Raw genomic sequence first — 16,962 nt, 5'->3', positions numbered from 1 at the left:
GCACGTTACTCGTTCGACAAGCGACCTGCGGGCAGGTGGGACAATCTACGAAGCTATGTTATTGTAAACAAAGCGAAATACGTGGAGTTACAATGCACGAGATAGCAGGCGCGGCACTGAAATTGGATACGTGATCCGTGACGGCATTCGGTAAACTCGTCCGCACCACGGCGTTCCGGCTGACGCTGGTCTATCTGCTGCTGTTCGCGATGTTCGCGGCCTCGCTGCTGGCCTATTTCGCCTGGAATACGCGGCGGCTGATCACCGAGGAAATCACGCAGACGGTGAATGCCGAGACCTCGGAGATCAACGAGATCTACGGCCGTCGCGGTCTGCGCGGCCTCGTGCTTGCAATCGAGTATCGGGCGCTGCGACCGGGTGCCAATCTCTATCTCGTGACCACGCCGACCGGGCAGGCGATCGCCGGCAATGTCGGCTCGCTGGCGCCCGGCGTGATGGCGACGCGCGGCTGGTCGGAGACCGCCTACCGGCGGATCGAGGACGCCGACGACCGCGATCACCGTGCTCTGGTGCGCGTCACCGAACTCGAGAATGGCTTCCGCCTGCTGATCGGCCGCGACCTTGCCGAGCGACGGCGGCTGTTCGGTATCGTCGCCAAGGCGGCGCAATGGTCGGTCCTGATCGTCGTCGTGCTCGGCCTCGGTGGCGGCGTCTTCGTCGCGCGCCGTGTGCTCCGGCGCATCGACGCGATGACGGGCACCGCACAGCGCATCATGACCGGCGATCTCAGCGAGCGCCTGCCGGTGGGGCGCAGCGGCGACGAGCTCGATCGCCTCGCCGAGAATCTCAATGCCATGCTGGAGCGGATCGAGGCGCTGATGGCGGGGCTGAAGGAGGTCTCCGACAACATCGCCCATGATCTCAAGACGCCGCTGACGCGCCTGCGCAACCGCGCCGAGGAGGCGTTGGCGAAATCGGGCTGCGAGGCCGATTACCGGGCGGCGCTGGAGCGCACCATCGAGGAATCCGACGGTCTCATCCGCACCTTCAACGCACTGCTGATGATCGCGCGCGCCGAATCCGGACAGGCGCGCGGCAACATGGATGATTTCGACGCGGCCGAGGTCGCGGGCGGCATCCACGAGCTCTATGAGCCGCTCGCCGAAGACGACGGCATGACCTTGAAGGTGAAGGCCGACCCGACGCCGATTCACGCCAACCGCGAATTGATCAGCCAGGCGCTCGCCAATCTGGTCGAGAATGCGATCAAATATGGCAAGCCGGTCGCGCAGACCGGCGGAACCGTGGTCAGCATGGATTCCCGGCAGATCACGATCGAGGCCAGGCGCGAGGGCGAGCATGTGCTGCTCAGCGTCACGGATCGCGGTCCCGGCATCCCCGAGGCCGATCGCGCGCATGCCGTCGAACGATTCGTGCGGCTGGAAGCGAGCCGCACGCTGCCGGGCTCCGGCCTCGGTCTCAGCCTCGCCTCGGCAGTTGCGACATTGCATGGCGGTGAATTGAGGCTGGCCGACGCCCAGCCCGGTCTTGTCGCGACGCTTGTGCTCCCCGCGCGCGCCGGCGACAGGGTTGCTCCGCCAATACCGGATGTGCCACAGAAGGTGGCATGAACCATCCCGCGCCGGGAAACGCGGACAAGCATGGTGAGAGACTCGCCGCGCGCTTTGCGGCAGCTCCCCATATTGCCGCTTCCACAACCGACGAACGACGTTTCGAGAGCTGGCTGACCGAGCTCGAGCCGGCCCAATCGGCCCGTCTCGAACCGCACCTCGGCCGTCCCTTCGCGCGCGACATCCTGGCCGGCATCGCGGAATATTCGCCCTATCTGTTCGATCTGGTGCGCGCCGATGCCCCACGCCTGATCCGGCTGCTCGAATGCGATCCGGATGAGCATCTGGCGGCGCTGATCGCGGAGGCGAGGGGGGCGGTGCTCGCGGCCTCGGATGAGGCCGAGGTGATGCGGCTGCTCCGACGCATGAAGGCCGAGGCTGCGCTCCTGATCGCGCTGTGTGACATCGGCGGGGTCTGGCCGGTGATGCGAGTGACGGCGGCGCTGACCGATGTTGCGGTGTCCTCGGTGCAGGCGGCGCTGCAATACCTGCTGCGACAGGAAGCCGCACGCGGCAAGCTCTCGCCGCCCAACCCCGAGGCGCCCGAAGAGGGCTGCGGGCTGATCGTGCTCGCCATGGGCAAGATGGGGGCGGGCGAACTGAACTATTCCAGCGACATCGATCTCATCGTGTTCTTCGATCCCGACGCGACGACGCTGGCGGCGGACATCGAGCCGCAGCCGTTCTTCGTCCGGCTCACGCAGGGAATGGCGCGCATCCTCCAGCAGCGCACCTATGACGGTTACGTCTTCCGGGTCGATCTGCGCCTGCGACCCGATCCGTCCTCGACGCAAGTGGCGATCTCGCGCGATGCCGCGCTGAACTATTATGAGCGGGAAGGGCGCACCTGGGAGCGCGCCGCGATGATCAAGGCACGGGCCTGTGCTGGCGACTTCAGGGCCGGCGAGGCATTGCTCGCCGAGATCGCGCCCTTCGTCTGGCGCAAGCATCTCGACTTCGCCGCGCTCGCCGATGTCCACGACATGAAGCGGCAGATGCAGACCTATCGCGGCCAGAGCGAGGTCGCCGTGGAGGGGCACAACGTCAAGGTCGGTCGCGGCGGCATCCGCGAGATCGAGTTCTTTGCCCAGACCCAGCAATTGATCGCCGGCGGCCGTCATCCGGAGTTGCGGGTGCGGCCGACGCTGAGGGCGCTCGACATTCTCGCATCCAGCAACTGGATCACCCCAGCTGCGCGCGACGAGCTGACCACGGCGTACGAATTCCTGCGCCGGGTCGAGCATCGCCTCCAGATGATCGCCGACGAGCAGACCCACGCGCTACCTGAGGACAAGGACGCGGTCGAGCGTTTTGCCCGCTTCTTCGGCTATCCCGATCGCGAAGCCTTTGCCAGCGACCTGCTGCGGCAGCTCGAGATCGTGCAGGGGCACTACGAGAAACTGTTCGAGGGCGACGATCCGACCGGCACGGCAAAGCTGCCGGCGCTCGATTACAGCGCCGGTCCCGACGATCCGCGCCTGCTGCAGCATCTGGTGAGCCTCGGCTTCAAGAAGCCTGCCGCCGTCGCGCAGACCGTGCGTGACTGGGTCACCGGCGACTATCGCGTGTTCCGCAACGAGGCGACGCGGAACGCCTTCGTCGAATTCGTGCCGGCCCTGATCGATGGCCTTGCCCATGCCGAAGAGCCGGATCGCGCGGTCGTTTCGTTCGATCATTTTCTGGGCGCGCTGCAGCGCGGCGGCCGGCTGATCACGCTGCTCGGCCAGAATCGCGAGCTGGTCGCGCTGGTGGCCCTGGTGTTGGGCGCCGCGCCGCGGCTCGGCGAGATGCTGGCGCGCCAGCCGCAGCTCATGGATGGCCTGATCGACCCGCGCTTCTTCGGCGCCATGCCGGACAGGCAGGAATTGTCGGGGCGGCTGGCTGCGACGGTCCAGGACGCCGGCTCCTACGAGGAGTTCCTTGATCGCCTGCGCCTGTTCGGGCAGGAGAGCCTGTTCCTGATCGGCACGCGCATCCTGTCCGGCACCGTCTCGGCACAGCAGGCGAGCACGGCCTTTGCCGATGTTGCCGAAGGCATCGTCTATACCGTGCATGGCCTCGTCGCCGACCGCTTTGCCGCCCAGCACGGCCGGATCAAGGGCCAGGAGACCGCGATCATCGCGATGGGTCGGCTCGGCAGCCGCGAGATGACGGCCTCGTCCGATCTGGACCTGATCCTGCTCTACGATTTCGACAGCGACAATCCGGACTCCGACGGGCCGAAATCGCTGCAAGGCGCGCATTATTTCGCCCGCCTGACCCAGCGCCTGATCAGCGCGTTCACGACGCGCACCAATTACGGCGTGCTCTACGAAATCGACATGCGGCTGCGGCCTTCGGGGCGCGCCGGTCCCGTGGCCTCGAGCCTGGTCTCGTTCGCGGATTACCAGGCCAATGAGGCCTGGACCTGGGAACACATGGCGCTGACGCGTGCGCGCGTGGTGTCGGCTTCGCCGGAATTCCGGATGCGGATCGAACGCGTCATCCGCGACGTCCTGACCCGCCGCCGCGATCCCGCCATCACGGCCAACGACGTCGCCGACATGCGGCGTGCGATCGCGCAGGAGAAGGGCGAGGCCGATTGCTGGGATCTCAAGCATGCCGCCGGCGGCATGGTCGACATCGACTTCATCGCGCAATATCTCCAGCTCGTGCATGCTCACGACAAGCCCGACATCCTCGATGTCAGTACGATGCAGGTGCTGGAAAACGCATGCAGGCTCGGCGTGCTCCCGCAATCCGAGACCGAGATCTTGCGCGCCGCTGCGCGGCTTTATCACGACCTGACTCAGATCCTGCGGCTCTGCGTCAGCGACCGCTTCAAGCCCGAAACGGCCGGCAACGATCTGCAGCGCGTGATGGCGCGCGCCGGCGATGCGCCGGATTTCTCCTCGCTCGAGGCGCGCGTGAAGGAGACGCAGAGCGAGGTGCGGCGCGTGTTCAGGGCGCTGCTGGAAGGCTCATAGCCTGCTTCAGCGAGGTGAGGGCCTCGCGCACGTCGGGCTCGAGGCCCGAGCCGCCGGCATCGAGATGGGCGAAGATCGCGCGTTTCATCCTGGGATCCCAGAATTTCTTGATGTGCTCGGCGATCCCCGGCACGGCCTTGTCGTGGCCCTGGCTCCGGAAGAACCTGCCGATCTGGTTGGCCATGTAGATCAGGCGGTCAGGCGACATCGGCAACCTCCGTGGCATGGCGGGCGACAACCCGGTCACCATGCGAAAACACTTCGAATCCATCCTGGCGGGCAATGGCGATCAGCGTGATGCCGGCGGCTTCCGCCGTACGCACCGCGAGCGCGGTGGGCGCGGACACCGCGATCATCACCGGCGCACCGATCGCGGCGGTCTTCTGCACCATTTCGACCGAAACGCGGCTTGTCAGCAGCACCATGCCGCCGCGCGGCTCGGTGCGGCTGCGCGCGAGGGCTCCTGCGAGCTTGTCGAGCGCATTGTGGCGGCCGACGTCCTCGCGCAGCGCGGCGACGTGGCCGGCAGGGGACCAGAACGCGGCGGCATGAACGGCGCGGGTTTGCAGGTTGATCGATTGCAGCGGCGCGATGGCCTGCATCGCCGCCATGATTTCTTCCGGCGTGAAGGTCTGACCGCGCGGCACCACCGCGGCGGGGCGCACGGCTTCGGCAATGGACTCAATGCCGCAGATGCCGCAGCCGGTCGGCCCTGCGACGTGGCGGCGACGCTCGCTGATGAGCGCTGCATCTTCCGCCGCCAGCCACATCCTGAGCTCGATGCCGTCGTCGAGGCGAACCACGTCGAGCGACTTGATGTCGTCGACCGACCTGATGATGCCTTCGTCCAGGCTGAAGCCGACGGCAAAATCCTCCAGGTTCTGCGGCGTTCCCATCATGACGGCATAGGTGCCGCCATTATAGGTCAGCGCCAGCGGCGTCTCCTCCGGGATCAGCCGCGTGCCTTCGGACGCGACGCCGTCGCGCCAGATTTGTCGGTCGATGGCCTGGACCGGCACGTGCATGCCGTTACTCCGCGGCTTCGGCCGGCACGATGCGGCGGGACTGCCGCGCCTGCGCATCATAGGCCTTCTGCCAGTCGGACGGGCCGTTCGAGGGCGAGACCTGCACCGCAGTGACCTTGTATTCGGGGCAGTTGGTCGCCCAGTCCGAATAGTCGGTCGTGATGACGTTGGCCTGTGTGTCCGGATGGTGGAAGGTGGTGTAGACGACGCCCGGCGCGACGCGATCGGTGATCTCCGCACGCAGCGTGGTCTCGCCGGCGCGGCTCTTCAGCCGCACCCAGTCGCCGTCGCGCACGCCGCGCTGCTCGGCGTCGTGCGGATGGATCTCGAGGCGGTCCTCAGAATGCCAGACCACGTTCTCGGTGCGCCTTGTCTGCGCGCCGACATTGTACTGGCTGAGGATGCGGCCTGTCGTGAGCAGTAGCGGATAGCGCGGGCCGGTGCGCTCGTCGGTCGCGACATATTCGGTGACGACGAACTTGCCCTTGCCGCGGACGAAGCCGTCGATATGCATCACCGGCGTGCCCTCTGGCGCCTTGTCGTTGCACGGCCACTGCACCGAGCCGAGCTCGTCCAACTTGGCGTAGGAGACGCCGGCGAAGGTCGGCGTCAGCGCCGCGATCTCGTCCATGATATCGGAAGGGTGGCTGTACTTCATCTCGAAGCCCATCGCCTTGGCAAGACCGATCGTGACCTCCCAGTCGGCAAGGCCATTCTTTGGCGTCATCACCTTGCGCACCCGCTGGATGCGGCGCTCGGCGTTGGTGAAGGTGCCGTCCTTCTCGAGGAAGCTCGAGCCGGGCAGGAAGACGTGGGCGTAGTTCGCGGTCTCGTTGAGGAAGAGGTCGTGAACGATGACGCACTCCATCGCCGACAGCGCCGCGACCACGTGGCTGGTGTTGGGATCGGACTGGAGGATGTCCTCGCCTTGCACGTAGATCCCCATGAACGTGCCTTCGACCGCGGCGTCGAACATGTTGGGAATGCGCAGGCCCGGCTCCGGGTTGAGCTTGACATTCCACAGCGCCTCGAACTGGTCGCGAACGGCATCGCCGGAGATATGGCGGTAGCCGGGCAACTCGTGCGGGAAAGAGCCCATGTCGCAGGAGCCCTGCACGTTGTTCTGGCCGCGCAGCGGGTTCACGCCGACGCCGGGACGGCCGATATTGCCGGTCGCCATCGCAAGGTTGGCGATCGCGATCACGGTGGTGGAGCCCTGGCTGTGCTCGGTGACGCCGAGGCCGTAATAGATCGCGCCGTTGCCGCCGGTCGCGTAGGTGCGGGCGGCTTCGCGCAGGTCCTTCGGGTTGACGCCGGTGAGGATGGCGGTCGCTTCCGGACTGTTGTTCGGCTGGGCGACGAACGCCGCCCATTCCTCGAACTCGCTCCAGTCGCAGCGCTCGCGCACGAAGGCTTCGTTGACGAGGCCCTCGGTGACGATGACATGGGCCAGCGCGGTCATGACTGCGACATTGGTGCCGGGCATCAGGGGCAGATGCAGCGCCTTCACATGCGCCGATTCCACCATCTCGGTGCGGCGCGGATCGATCACGATCAGCTTGGCGCCCTGGCGCAGCCGCTTCTTCAGGCGCGAGGCGAATACCGGGTGAGCGGAGGCCGGATTGGCGCCGATCACGACGACGACGTCGGTCTCCTCGACCGAGTCGAAATCCTGCGTGCCGGCCGAGGTGCCGAAGGTGGTGGCGAGGCCATAGCCGGTCGGCGAATGGCAGACGCGGGCGCAGGTGTCGACATTGTTGTTGCCGAAACCGGCGCGGATCAGCTTCTGCACCAGATAGGTCTCTTCATTGGTGCAGCGCGACGATGTGATGCCGCCGATGGCATCGCGGCCGTATTTCTTCTGGATGCCGCGCAGCTTGGCGGCGGCGAAGGAGAACGCCTCGTCCCAGGAGACTTCGCGCCAGGGATCCTCGATTCGTTCGCGGATCATCGGCTTGAGGATGCGTTCCTTGTGATTGGTGTAGCCCCAGGCGAAGCGGCCCTTGACGCAGGAATGGCCGCGATTGGCCTTGCCGTCCTTGTACGGCACCATGCGCACGACTTCCTCGCCGCGCATCTCGGCCTTGAAGGCGCAGCCGACGCCGCAATAGGCGCAGGTGGTCACGACCGAATGCTCGGGCTGGCCGATCTCGATCACGGACTTTTCCGTCAGCGTCGCGGTCGGGCAGGCCTGCACGCAGGCGCCGCAGGAGACGCATTCGGAACCGAGGAAGCTCTCGCTCATGCCGGGCGAGACGCGGCTGTCGAAGCCGCGGCCGGAGATGGTCAGCGCGAAAGTGCCTTGCACCTCCTCGCAGGCGCGGACGCAGCGCGAGCAGACGATGCACTTGGAGGGATCGTAGGTGAAGTACGGGTTGGACTCGTCCTTCGGCATCCAATTGTCGTTGGTGCAGCCGTTCGTCTTGGCGAAAACATGATTCTCGCCCTCATAACCGTAGCGCACGTCGCGCAGGCCGACGGCACCCGCCATGTCCTGCAGCTCGCAATCGCCATTGGCGCCGCAGGTGAGGCAGTCGAGCGGATGGTCGGAGATGTAGAGCTCCATCACGCCCTTGCGCAGCTTCTTCAGCCGCTCGGTCTGGGTGTGCACGACGAGGCCGTTCATCACGGGCGTGGTGCAGGAGGCCGGCGTGCCGGCGCGGCCGTCGATCTCGACGAGGCAGAGCCGGCACGAGCCGAATGCGTCGACCATGTCGGTCGCGCAGAGTTTTGGGATCTGGTGGCCGGCATCCATCGCGGCGCGCATGATGGAGGTGCCCTCGGGCACGGTGACCTCTCTGCCGTCGATGGTCAGCGTGACCATCGTTTCCGACTTGGAAGCCGGCGTGCCGTAGTCGATTTCTTCGATCAGAGACATCGTCGTTCTCCTATTCCGCGGCCTGAAGCGTGGTCGGGATGGGGGTGAAATCCTCCCGGAAATGCTTCAAAGCACTGAGCACGGGGTAGGGCGTGAAGCCGCCGAGCGCGCAGAGCGAGCCGAATTTCATGGTGTTGCAGAGATCCTCGACCAGTGCGAGGTTTTCATGGACGCGCTCGCCATTGATGATCTTCTCGATGGTCTCGACGCCGCGGGTCGAGCCGATCCGGCACGGCGTGCACTTGCCGCAGGATTCGATGGCGCAGAACTCCATGGCAAAGCGCGCCTGCCTGCGCATGTCGACGCTGTCGTCGAACACGACGACGCCGCCATGACCGATCAGGCCGTCGCGCGCGGCGAATGCCTCGTAGTCGAACGGTGTGTCGAACAGCGCGCGCGGGAAATAGGCCCCGAGCGGCCCGCCGACCTGCACGGCGCGGACCGGGCGGCCGGTGAACGTCCCGCCGCCGATGTCGTCGACGAGCTCCCCGAGCGTCACGCCGAACGCTGTTTCGAACAGCCCGCCATGGCGGATGTTGCCGGCGAGCTGGATCGGCATCGTCCCGCGCGAGCGGCCCATGCCGAAATCCGCATAGGCCTTGGCGCCCTCGGCGAGAATGAAGGGAACGGCCGCGAACGACAGCACGTTGTTGATGACGGTCGGCTTGCCAAACAAACCATGGTGTGCCGGCAGCGGCGGCTTGGCGCGCACGATGCCACGGCGGCCTTCGAGGCTCTCCAGCAGCGAGGTCTCCTCGCCGCAAACGTAAGCGCCGGCGCCGACGCGGACCTCGAGATCGAAGCTGGTGGCCGAGCCGCCGATCTTGTCGCCGAGATAGCCGCCGCGCTTCGCGGCCCCGATCGCGGCGTTCATGGCCTCGACCGCGTGCGGATATTCGCTGCGGATGTAGATGTAGCCCTTGGTCGCGCCGACGGTGATGCCGGCGATGGTCATGCCTTCGATCACCAGGAAGGGATCGCCTTCCATGATCATGCGGTCGGCGAAGGTGCCGCTGTCGCCTTCGTCGGCATTGCAGACGATGAACTTGCGGTCGGCCCTGGCCTGCGCGACCGTCTTCCACTTGATGCCGGTCGGAAAGCCCGCGCCGCCGCGGCCGCGCAAGCCAGATGCCGTGACCTCGTTCAGGATCGCATCAGGTCCCAGCGAGAGCGCGCGCTCAAAACCCTTGTAGCCGCCATGGGCGCGGTAATCGTCGAGCGAGCGCGGGTCGATCACGCCGCAGCGGCCGAAGGTGAGGCGGGTCTGGCGCTTCAGCCAGGGGATCTCGTCGGTTGCACCGAGCCGCAACAGATGCGGCGTGTTGCTGGCGAGCGCGTCGAGCAGCGAGGGCACATCGGCCTCGGTCACCGGGCCGAAGGCGATGCGGCCCTGCGGGGTTGCGACCTCGACCAGCGGCTCGAGCCAGTACATGCCGCGCGAGCCGGTCCTGACGATCTCGACGGCAACGCCCCGTTTGGCCGCGGCCTGCTCCAGCGCCAGCGCAACCTCATCGGCGCCGACGGCGACCGCGCCTGCGTCGCGCGAGACGAATATTCGCATGCTCATCGCTGCGCCTCCGCAACGAGCGCATCCAGGCGCTTCTGGTCAAGCCGGCCGATCAGCCGGCCGTCGAGCATCGCGGACGGCGCGGTTGCGCACAGGCCGAGGCAGTAGATCGGCTCCAGCGTGACGCGCTCGTCGGGCGTCGTGTTGCCGAGCGACACGCCGAGCTTGGCTTCGGCGCGCGCCGCCAGCGCATCGCCGCCGGCAGCCTGGCACGCTTCGGCGCGGCACAGTTTCAGCACGCGTCGGCCGGCCGGCTTGTGCCTGAAATCATGATAGAACGTGAAAACGCCGTGCACTTCGGCGCGGGAGAGGTTCAGCGCCTGCGCCACCATCGGAATGGCGGCCTCCGGCACGTAGCCGAACGCTCCTTGAAGCGCATGCAGGATGACGAGCGTCGCGCCTTCCTGCCCGGCATGTTCAGCGATGATCTCGGCGCCGCGCGTGTCGTCCCAAGGCTCGTAACGAGACTCGTAAGTGGCTGTCATTCCTGGTTCTCAACTTGAGCGTTCCTTCACGGCAAACTATTTGGAATCATTCGAAGATCAATAAAGCTGTCTCATGCTGCGATCGCGAATTCAGATCGATTTGCAACCGCAATCGATCGATACGAATGGCTAATGAAAAGTTGTATCGGCTGCCGGTTTTTGCGTGTTGGTGCAGGCGCGGCATGCTAGCTTGCATGCCACGACGGAATTCGAGGGGACGACCGGTTGATCGACAAGCTTGAATTGCTGCTGGCGCTGGCGAAGGAGCGGCATTTCGGCCGCGCGGCGGAAGCCTGCGGCGTGACGCAACCGACGATGTCGACCGGGCTCAAGCAGCTCGAGGAGATTCTCGGTGTGATGCTGGTCCAGCGCGGCTCGCGCTTCCAGGGTTTTACGCCCGAAGGCGAGCGGGCGCTCGACTGGGCGCGGCGGATCGTCGGCGATGCCCGCGCGATGCGCGACGAGATCAACGGGCTGAAGCATCAGCTGTCCGGAGAGATCCGCATCGCGGCGATCCCGACCGTGCTCGGCATGGTCGCCGCGCTGACGACGCCGTTCCGCGCCAGGCATCCGGAGGTGCGCTTCCGCATCCAGTCCACCACCTCGTCGGAGGTGCTGGGACTCCTGGAAAATCTCGAGGTCGATGCGGGGCTGACCTATATCGAGAACGAGCCGATCGGCAAGGTGCGCACGATTCCGCTCTACAACGAGAGCTATCGCCTGCTGACTGCGCCGGATGCGATGTTCGGTGACCGCGAGACGGTCACCTGGAAGGAGGTCGGGCAGGTGCCGCTATGCCTGCTGACGCCCGACATGCAGAACCGCCGCATCATCGACCGCGCGCTGCGCTCGGTCGGTGCGGAGGCGACGCCGACGCTGACCTCGAACTCGCTCTTGGTGCTGTTCACGCATGTGAAGACCGGGCGCTGGGCGAGCGTGATGCCGGCCAAGCTGGCCGAGACGCTCGGCCTCTCCGATACGGTGCGCTCGATCCCGATCGTCGAGCCCGACGTCAATTACAGCATCGGCATGGTGATCCCGCAGCGCGACCCGATGACGCCGCTGATCGCAGCGCTGGTCAATGTCGCGCGTGAAGTGGCGCCGACGCTGCAATCCTGAATCAGAAGGCACTTGGTGCGCACGATGTAACGGCATCGGCGCTGGGCTCCCTCTCCCGCTTGCGGGAGAGGGGTGGGGAGAGGGTGTCTCCGCAGCGGGACAATCGCCAAAAGGAAAGAACCCTCACCCGCCACGCTCTGCGAGCGTGTCGGCCTCTCCCGCAAGCGGGAGAGGCGGAGCAAGCCCGCCGGCAGTCCTCGTGAAACTCAAGCCGCAGCCGATATCCCGGCCGCCTTGACCGCGTCGCGCGGCAGCGTCACGCGCACCACTGTGCCGACATCGATCTTCGAGCGCAGGCGCATCGAGCCGCCATGGAGCTGCGCCAGCGAGCGGGCGATCGCAAGGCCGAGGCCCGAGCCGTGATAGGTCTTGGTGAGCTGGCTCTCGACCTGCTCGAAAGGGCGGCCGAGCCGCGCCAGCGAATGCGGCGCGATGCCGATGCCGGTGTCGGCGATCATCAGCACGATCCTGTCGTCGAGCTGCCGGCTGCGCACCACGACACGTCCGCCGTCGGGCGTGAACTTCACGGCATTGGAAAGCAGGTTGACGATGATCTGCTTGGTGGCGCGGCGGTCGGCGACGACGGAGATGGATTTTGCGATGTCGGCGTCGAGCGTGATGTGCTTGTCCTCGGCCCGGCCGGTCACGACGCGCAGGGATTCCGCCAGCGTCCGCGACAGGTCGAGCTCTTCCAAGTCGAGCTTCATGCGGCCCGCCTCGATCTTGGACATGTCGAGGATGTCGTTGATGACCTCGAGCAGATAGTGCCCGCTGGTCAGGATGTCCTGGCAGTATTCCTGGTACTTCTCGCTGCCGAGCTCGCCGAACATGCCCGAGCCCATGATCTCGGAGAAGCCGATGATGGCGTTGAGCGGCGTGCGCAGCTCGTGGCTCATATTGGCGAGGAATTTCGACTTGGTCTGGTTGGCTTCCTCGGCGCGGGTCTTCTCGCGCTGGTATTTCTCGGCGAGATCGGCGAGCTCGACCGCCTGGCGCTCGAGCGCGGCCTGCGAACGCTTGAGGTCGATGACGGTGGCGCGCAGGCGCAGATCGTTGTCGACCAGCTTCTGCTCGTGCTCCTTGATCCGGGTGATGTCGGTGCCGACCGAGACGTAGCCGCCGTCCTTGGTGCGGCGCTCGCTGATGTGCAGCCAGCTGCCGTCGTCGAGCTGCGCCTCGAAGGTGCGCGCCCCCGGGCCCTGGCTCGCGGTTTCATTGTGGCGGGTGCGCACCTCCGGCATGCGGCCGACTTCCAGCACGGTCTCGTAGGAGGTGCCGGGGATGACGGCGGTGTCGGGCAGCTTGTGCAGGCGCTGGAAGTGCGAGTTGCAGAGCACCAGGCGGTCGCTCGCATCCCACAGCACGAAGGCCTCCGGGATGGTCTCGATCGCGTCGCGAAGGCGAAGGTCGGCTTCCACCGTCTTCTGCGCAAGGCTCTTCTGCTCGGTGATGTCGACGGCGATCCCGATCAGGTGAACGCTGGAATCGGTCGCGCCGCGGGTCTTCTCGCAGCGGACGCGGAGCCAGATCCAGTGGCCGTCGACATGCTGCATGCGGAAGGTCTGGTCGATGTGGTCGATCTTCTCGGAGATCAGCTGGTCGGCGATCGCGAACAGGTCGATGTCGTCGGACTTCACCAGCGCGTTGACCTCGCCGAAGGTGAGGAGCTCGTTGCGACCGTCGAGGCCGAGCATCGAGAACATCGACTGCGACCAGAAGATCCGGCCGCGCGACAGATCCCAGTCCCACAGCCCGCAGCGGCCGCGGTTCAGAGCGGTGTCGATGCGGCCGCGCACGGCGTCGTTGATGAGATCGCCCTCGCGGGCGCGGGTGGACTGCCAGTGGAAGGCGAAGCCGAGAATCAGGACGACGAAGCCTGTCGTCGCCGACAGCGTCACCGAGAGCGCGGCGTCCGATCCCCAGATCGGCTCGTTGCGCTCCTGGATCACCGTGACGAAGCCGGGCAGCGACTTGATCTGGCGCGAGGCCGCCATCGCCGCATTGCCGTTCGGCAGCGTCATGTCCGAGATGTCGCCGTCGCGCGGTGGCGAGGCGAGCAGCTGCGCGGTGGTGATCGCATCAAGCAGACGGTCGTTGCCGGACGGATCGGTGTCGACCGGAATGCGGGCGAGGATGCGGCGGTCGACGCCGGCCGAGGTGACGATGACATGGCGGCCCGAGGCCGTGCCCCAGGACGGGATCAGATCGGCCAGCAGCGTCGGCAGGTTCTCGATGTTCCTCAGCCGCTCCTGGCGCACGGAGGTGAGGCGGTCGATGCGTTCGGCGAGCAGCTCGGCGAGCGCCGAGATGTCGTGGCGGATCACCAGCCGCTTCTGGCGGGTCTGGTCGACCACCTGCACGAACGCGCCGAGGCAGATCGTGATCAGGAACGCGATGATGAGCGTCGGCACGGCGCGACGAAGCGCTGGCTCCGCGATCAAGAGCCGATGATAGGCAGGTTTCGCGATCGACTGCGCCAATCCCTTGATCGAATCGGATTGGACGCACGCGCTCGCGGCGTCTGCACGCGACATGCCTTCGGCCCCCTGAAAACCAGCTTGCAACTGAAGTCCGGAAGCAGCCCCACGTCGCTTCCGAATCACACTGATTTGAATCCAGTTTTCGCGGGCTGTCGAGAGTCAACGAATCGATAACGCGAAATTATTCTTATCCAACGCGCAGTTTGTGCATCGCGTGTCCGCAAACTCACGGACGCGCGGAGTCCGAAACGAGAACGTGTGACTCCTCGCACGTTCTTCGCCTCTTTCGTCACGCGCGCGGCGGCTCGGCGTGGCTGATCACGCGCTTGACGCTCGGAAATGCGCGCCGCAGCGCGCGCTCGATCGCGTCGACATGCTCGTGCACCCTGATCACGCTCATCGACGGCGTCGCGCGGCAGTGGAAGTTGACGATCTCGCCGGCATCGGTGTTGCGGACACGCACATTATGGATGTCGTGGATCTCGCTGCCGGCGGCATATTCCGTCAGCGCGGCGGCGATGGTCCGCACCCGGTCCGGCGTGGCATCGACCCCGAACGGAAGCTCCGGTTCCAGGGGCTCGATATGGACGTCGACCTCGACGTCCTCGCCGAACTCCTCCTGGATGTTGCGCTCCAGCGTGTTGGCGATCTCGTGCGCGGCGTCGAGCTGCATTCCGGCATCGACCTCGAGGTCGATGCTGACGATCAGCTTGGCGCCGAGATCGTGCACCGTGACATGGTGGATGGCGAGGCCCGAATTGCGCGCGATCACCATGATGCGGTCGCGCACGGTCTCGTTGTCACGCGCGACCGGGACGGGAGTGAAGGAGAGGTCGGCGTCCCCGAACGCCTGGTCGACGGCGGCATGCGCCTTGCGCTTGATCTCCTCGACCCGGTCGATCGGATAGGTTCGCGGCACCTTTGCGATGGCGTCGATGAAGGTGGTGGCCCCGACCATGCGCACGCGCAGGCGTTCGACGTCGATCACGCCGGGCACGCTGCGGATCGCGGCCGTGGCTTTCTCCTGCGCGCCTTCAGGGGCGCGATCGAGCAGCGTCTGCACGGTCGCCCCGGCCATGCGCAGGCCGAGGGCTGCGATCATCACCGCGACCGCGGCCGCGGCCGCGGCGTCGCCCCACCAGAAGCCGAGGCCGGCGAGGATCAGGCCCACGATCACGGCGAACGAGCCCATCACGTCGGAGGCGAAATGCAGCGCGTCGGCTGCCAGCGCCTGGCTCCGCGTCTCGCGCGCGGCGCGGTGCAGGGCGCGGGCGCGCCAGAGATTGACGACGATGTCGATCACCAGCACGACGAAGGGCACGGCCGAAATGGTCGGCGGCGGGGTTCCCTCGCGCAGCCGGCTGTAGGACTCGACCAAAATGCCGCCGGCGAGCACGTAGAGCAGGGCGGTGACGCCCAGCGCGGAGATGCTCTCCAGCTTGCCATGCCCGTAATGGTGCTCCTCGTCCGCCGGCTTGTCGGACACCCGCACCACCGCCCAGGTGATGATGGTCGCGACCAGGTCGATCGAGGAGTGCAGCGCCTCGGAGATCAGCGCCAGCGAGCCAATGGCGATGCCGACCACGAACTTGGCCGCCGCCATGCCGCCGCTGGCGAAGATTGAGATCGCGGCGACCGAGGTCTTGTCGTGCTGGGAGGTCATGGCGGGGGATTTAGCAGCCCGCGGGTGAACATCAAGCGACGATCCACAGGGCTAGTCGCAAGTGATTTGCAGGAGCGCCACGTCATTCCGGGGCGCCGAAGGCGAACCCGGAATCTCGAGATTCCGGGTTCGGTCCTGCGGACCGCCCCGGAATGACGGTGGCACCTATAGCGTCACCACGATCTTCCCCAGATGCTTGTTCGCCTCCATGTGCTCGAACGCCCTGTCGATGTCGTCGAACGCGAACACCTTGTCGATCGGCAGCTGCAGCTTGCGCGACTCGACCGCGCCCCAGATGTCCTTCCTGACCTCCTCGAAGATCTCGCGGACCTCCTCAATGGTGCGGGTGCGGAAGGTGACGCCGACATAGTCGATACGGCGGGCCGCATGCAGGTCGAAGTTGAAATCGGCATGGGTGCCGCCGAGCCGGCCGACATTGACGATGCGGCCCTTGACCCTGGTCGCGGCGAGGTTCTGGTTGGCGATCTTGCCGGAGACCTGGTCGACGATGAGGTCGACGCCTTCGCCGTTCGTCGCCGCCAGCACCTCGTCGACCCATTTGGGATCGGAGGAATCGACGGCGAGGTCGGCGCCGAACTCCTTGAGCCGGCCGCGGCGATAAGCATCGGTGGAGGAGCCGATCACGAGCTTGGCGCCCTTGAGCCTTGCGATCTGCATCGCCATCAGCCCGACGCCGGAGCTGGCGCCCTGGATCAGCACGCTCTGGCCGGGCTGCACGCCGCCGACGGTGACCACGGCATTGTGCATGGTCGCGAGCGCAACGGGGAGGGTGGCCGCCTCCTCGAAGTTCATGTTCGAGGGCGCGTGGAACAGCCGGCCGTGGTCGGCCAGCGTGTATTCGGCGAACGCCGCGCCGCCCGAGCCCATGATGCGATCGCCGATCTTCACGCCCTTCGCATCCGGTCCGAGCTCGGCGACCTCGCCGGCCCATTCCATCCCGAGCACGGTGCCGACGCCGCCCGCGGCGCCATGGGCGTGGCCCTTGCGCATGCCGGTGTCGGCGCGATTGAGGCCGCAGGCGCGGACGCGAACCAGCACCTGCGTGCCCTTCGGTTTTGGTTGAGCGACGTCGGAAATCTGAGCCCCATCAGGACCATAGACGTAGGCCTTCATGCGTTACCTCGAACTCATCTGAGATTGTGGATGAAGAGCGATGCCGTTCTTCC

11 protein-coding genes are annotated in these 16,962 nt (G+C 66.2%); 3 read left to right on the top strand and 8 right to left on the bottom strand.

Translation table 11 applies throughout. The features are described 5' to 3' along the window. The first annotated feature begins 137 nt into the window (after window positions 1–137). Together P6U31_RS23930 and P6U31_RS23925 are read left to right on the top strand one after the other, a co-directional pair. On the top strand, window positions 138–1,592 hold the full coding sequence (locus P6U31_RS23930; RefSeq protein WP_407184231.1) for an ATP-binding protein: 1,455 nt from the start codon (window positions 138–140) through the stop codon (window positions 1,590–1,592). Further along, a complete protein-coding gene (locus P6U31_RS23925; RefSeq protein WP_407184230.1) occupies window positions 1,589–4,558 on the top strand; it encodes a bifunctional [glutamine synthetase] adenylyltransferase/[glutamine synthetase]-adenylyl-L-tyrosine phosphorylase in 2,970 nt (989 codons plus the stop codon). Before P6U31_RS23930 ends, P6U31_RS23925 begins: the two co-directional genes overlap by 4 nt. On the opposite strand, the gene P6U31_RS23920 is transcribed toward P6U31_RS23925, so the two are convergent. The 5 genes from P6U31_RS23920 to P6U31_RS23900 are packed head-to-tail and all read right to left on the bottom strand — an operon-like array spanning window position 4,533 to window position 10,513. Continuing rightward, window positions 4,533–4,766: a formate dehydrogenase subunit delta gene (locus P6U31_RS23920; RefSeq protein ID WP_407184229.1), complete on the bottom strand. Its 234-nt coding sequence runs from the start codon at window positions 4,764–4,766 to the stop codon at window positions 4,533–4,535. The two genes, P6U31_RS23925 and P6U31_RS23920, sit on opposite strands and share 26 nt — an antisense overlap. Continuing rightward, window positions 4,756–5,583: a formate dehydrogenase accessory sulfurtransferase FdhD gene (gene fdhD, locus P6U31_RS23915; protein WP_407184228.1), complete on the bottom strand. Its 828-nt coding sequence runs from the start codon at window positions 5,581–5,583 to the stop codon at window positions 4,756–4,758. The genes P6U31_RS23920 and fdhD overlap by 11 nt, the downstream gene beginning before the upstream one ends. 4 nt (window positions 5,584–5,587) lie before the next feature. Further along, on the bottom strand, window positions 5,588–8,461 hold the full coding sequence (fdhF, locus tag P6U31_RS23910; RefSeq protein WP_407184227.1) for a formate dehydrogenase subunit alpha: 2,874 nt from the start codon (window positions 8,459–8,461) through the stop codon (window positions 5,588–5,590). Window positions 8,462–8,471: 10 nt separating this feature from the next. Beyond that, window positions 8,472–10,028: a formate dehydrogenase beta subunit gene (locus P6U31_RS23905; RefSeq protein ID WP_407184226.1), complete on the bottom strand. Its 1,557-nt coding sequence runs from the start codon at window positions 10,026–10,028 to the stop codon at window positions 8,472–8,474. Continuing rightward, a complete protein-coding gene (locus P6U31_RS23900; RefSeq protein WP_407184225.1) occupies window positions 10,025–10,513 on the bottom strand; it encodes a formate dehydrogenase subunit gamma in 489 nt (162 codons plus the stop codon). Before P6U31_RS23900 ends, P6U31_RS23905 begins: the two co-directional genes overlap by 4 nt. A 225-nt stretch (window positions 10,514–10,738) precedes the next feature. On the opposite strand from P6U31_RS23900, the gene P6U31_RS23895 reads away from it, so the two are divergent. Beyond that, complete coding sequence (locus P6U31_RS23895) at window positions 10,739–11,632, top strand: LysR family transcriptional regulator (RefSeq protein WP_407184224.1); 894 nt, start codon at window positions 10,739–10,741, stop codon at window positions 11,630–11,632. A 206-nt stretch (window positions 11,633–11,838) separates the two neighbouring features. Here P6U31_RS23895 and P6U31_RS23890 read toward each other — a convergent pair whose 3' ends face one another. The 3 genes from P6U31_RS23890 to P6U31_RS23880 all read right to left on the bottom strand — a co-directional run bounded on the left by P6U31_RS23890 (window position 11,839) and on the right by P6U31_RS23880 (window position 16,909). Next, window positions 11,839–14,166: a PAS domain-containing sensor histidine kinase gene (locus P6U31_RS23890; RefSeq protein WP_407184223.1), complete on the bottom strand. Its 2,328-nt coding sequence runs from the start codon at window positions 14,164–14,166 to the stop codon at window positions 11,839–11,841. Between the two features lie 235 nt (window positions 14,167–14,401). Beyond that, entirely contained in the window at window positions 14,402–15,775 is a 1,374-nt protein-coding gene (locus P6U31_RS23885) for a cation-efflux pump (protein WP_407184222.1), read from the bottom strand. A 165-nt stretch (window positions 15,776–15,940) separates the two neighbouring features. Beyond that, a complete protein-coding gene (locus P6U31_RS23880) occupies window positions 15,941–16,909 on the bottom strand; it encodes a zinc-binding dehydrogenase (RefSeq protein ID WP_407184221.1) in 969 nt (322 codons plus the stop codon). Between the last annotated feature and the right edge of the window lie 53 nt (window positions 16,910–16,962).

It is taken from the genome of Bradyrhizobium centrosematis (assembly GCF_045571495.1).
Classification (GTDB): Bacteria; Pseudomonadota; Alphaproteobacteria; order Rhizobiales; family Xanthobacteraceae; genus Bradyrhizobium; species Bradyrhizobium centrosematis.
Note: the sequence above shows the minus strand (reverse complement) of the source record. Positions and strands in the feature narration are given on the sequence as shown.

Bases quoted from the DNA above. Each gene is read 5' to 3' on its own strand.
- P6U31_RS23925 (WP_407184230.1), top strand. From the start codon at position 1,589: ATGAACCATCCCGCGCCGGGAAACGCGGACAAGCATGGTGAGAGACTC.
- P6U31_RS23920 (WP_407184229.1), bottom strand. From the start codon at position 4,766: ATGTCGCCTGACCGCCTGATCTACATGGCCAACCAGATCGGCAGGTTC.
- fdhD (WP_407184228.1), bottom strand. From the start codon at position 5,583: ATGCACGTGCCGGTCCAGGCCATCGACCGACAAATCTGGCGCGACGGC.
- fdhF (WP_407184227.1), bottom strand. From the start codon at position 8,461: ATGTCTCTGATCGAAGAAATCGACTACGGCACGCCGGCTTCCAAGTCG.
- P6U31_RS23905 (WP_407184226.1), bottom strand. From the start codon at position 10,028: ATGAGCATGCGAATATTCGTCTCGCGCGACGCAGGCGCGGTCGCCGTC.
- P6U31_RS23900 (WP_407184225.1), bottom strand. From the start codon at position 10,513: ATGACAGCCACTTACGAGTCTCGTTACGAGCCTTGGGACGACACGCGC.
- P6U31_RS23890 (WP_407184223.1), bottom strand. From the start codon at position 14,166: ATGTCGCGTGCAGACGCCGCGAGCGCGTGCGTCCAATCCGATTCGATC.
- P6U31_RS23885 (WP_407184222.1), bottom strand. From the start codon at position 15,775: ATGACCTCCCAGCACGACAAGACCTCGGTCGCCGCGATCTCAATCTTC.
- P6U31_RS23880 (WP_407184221.1), bottom strand. From the start codon at position 16,909: ATGAAGGCCTACGTCTATGGTCCTGATGGGGCTCAGATTTCCGACGTC.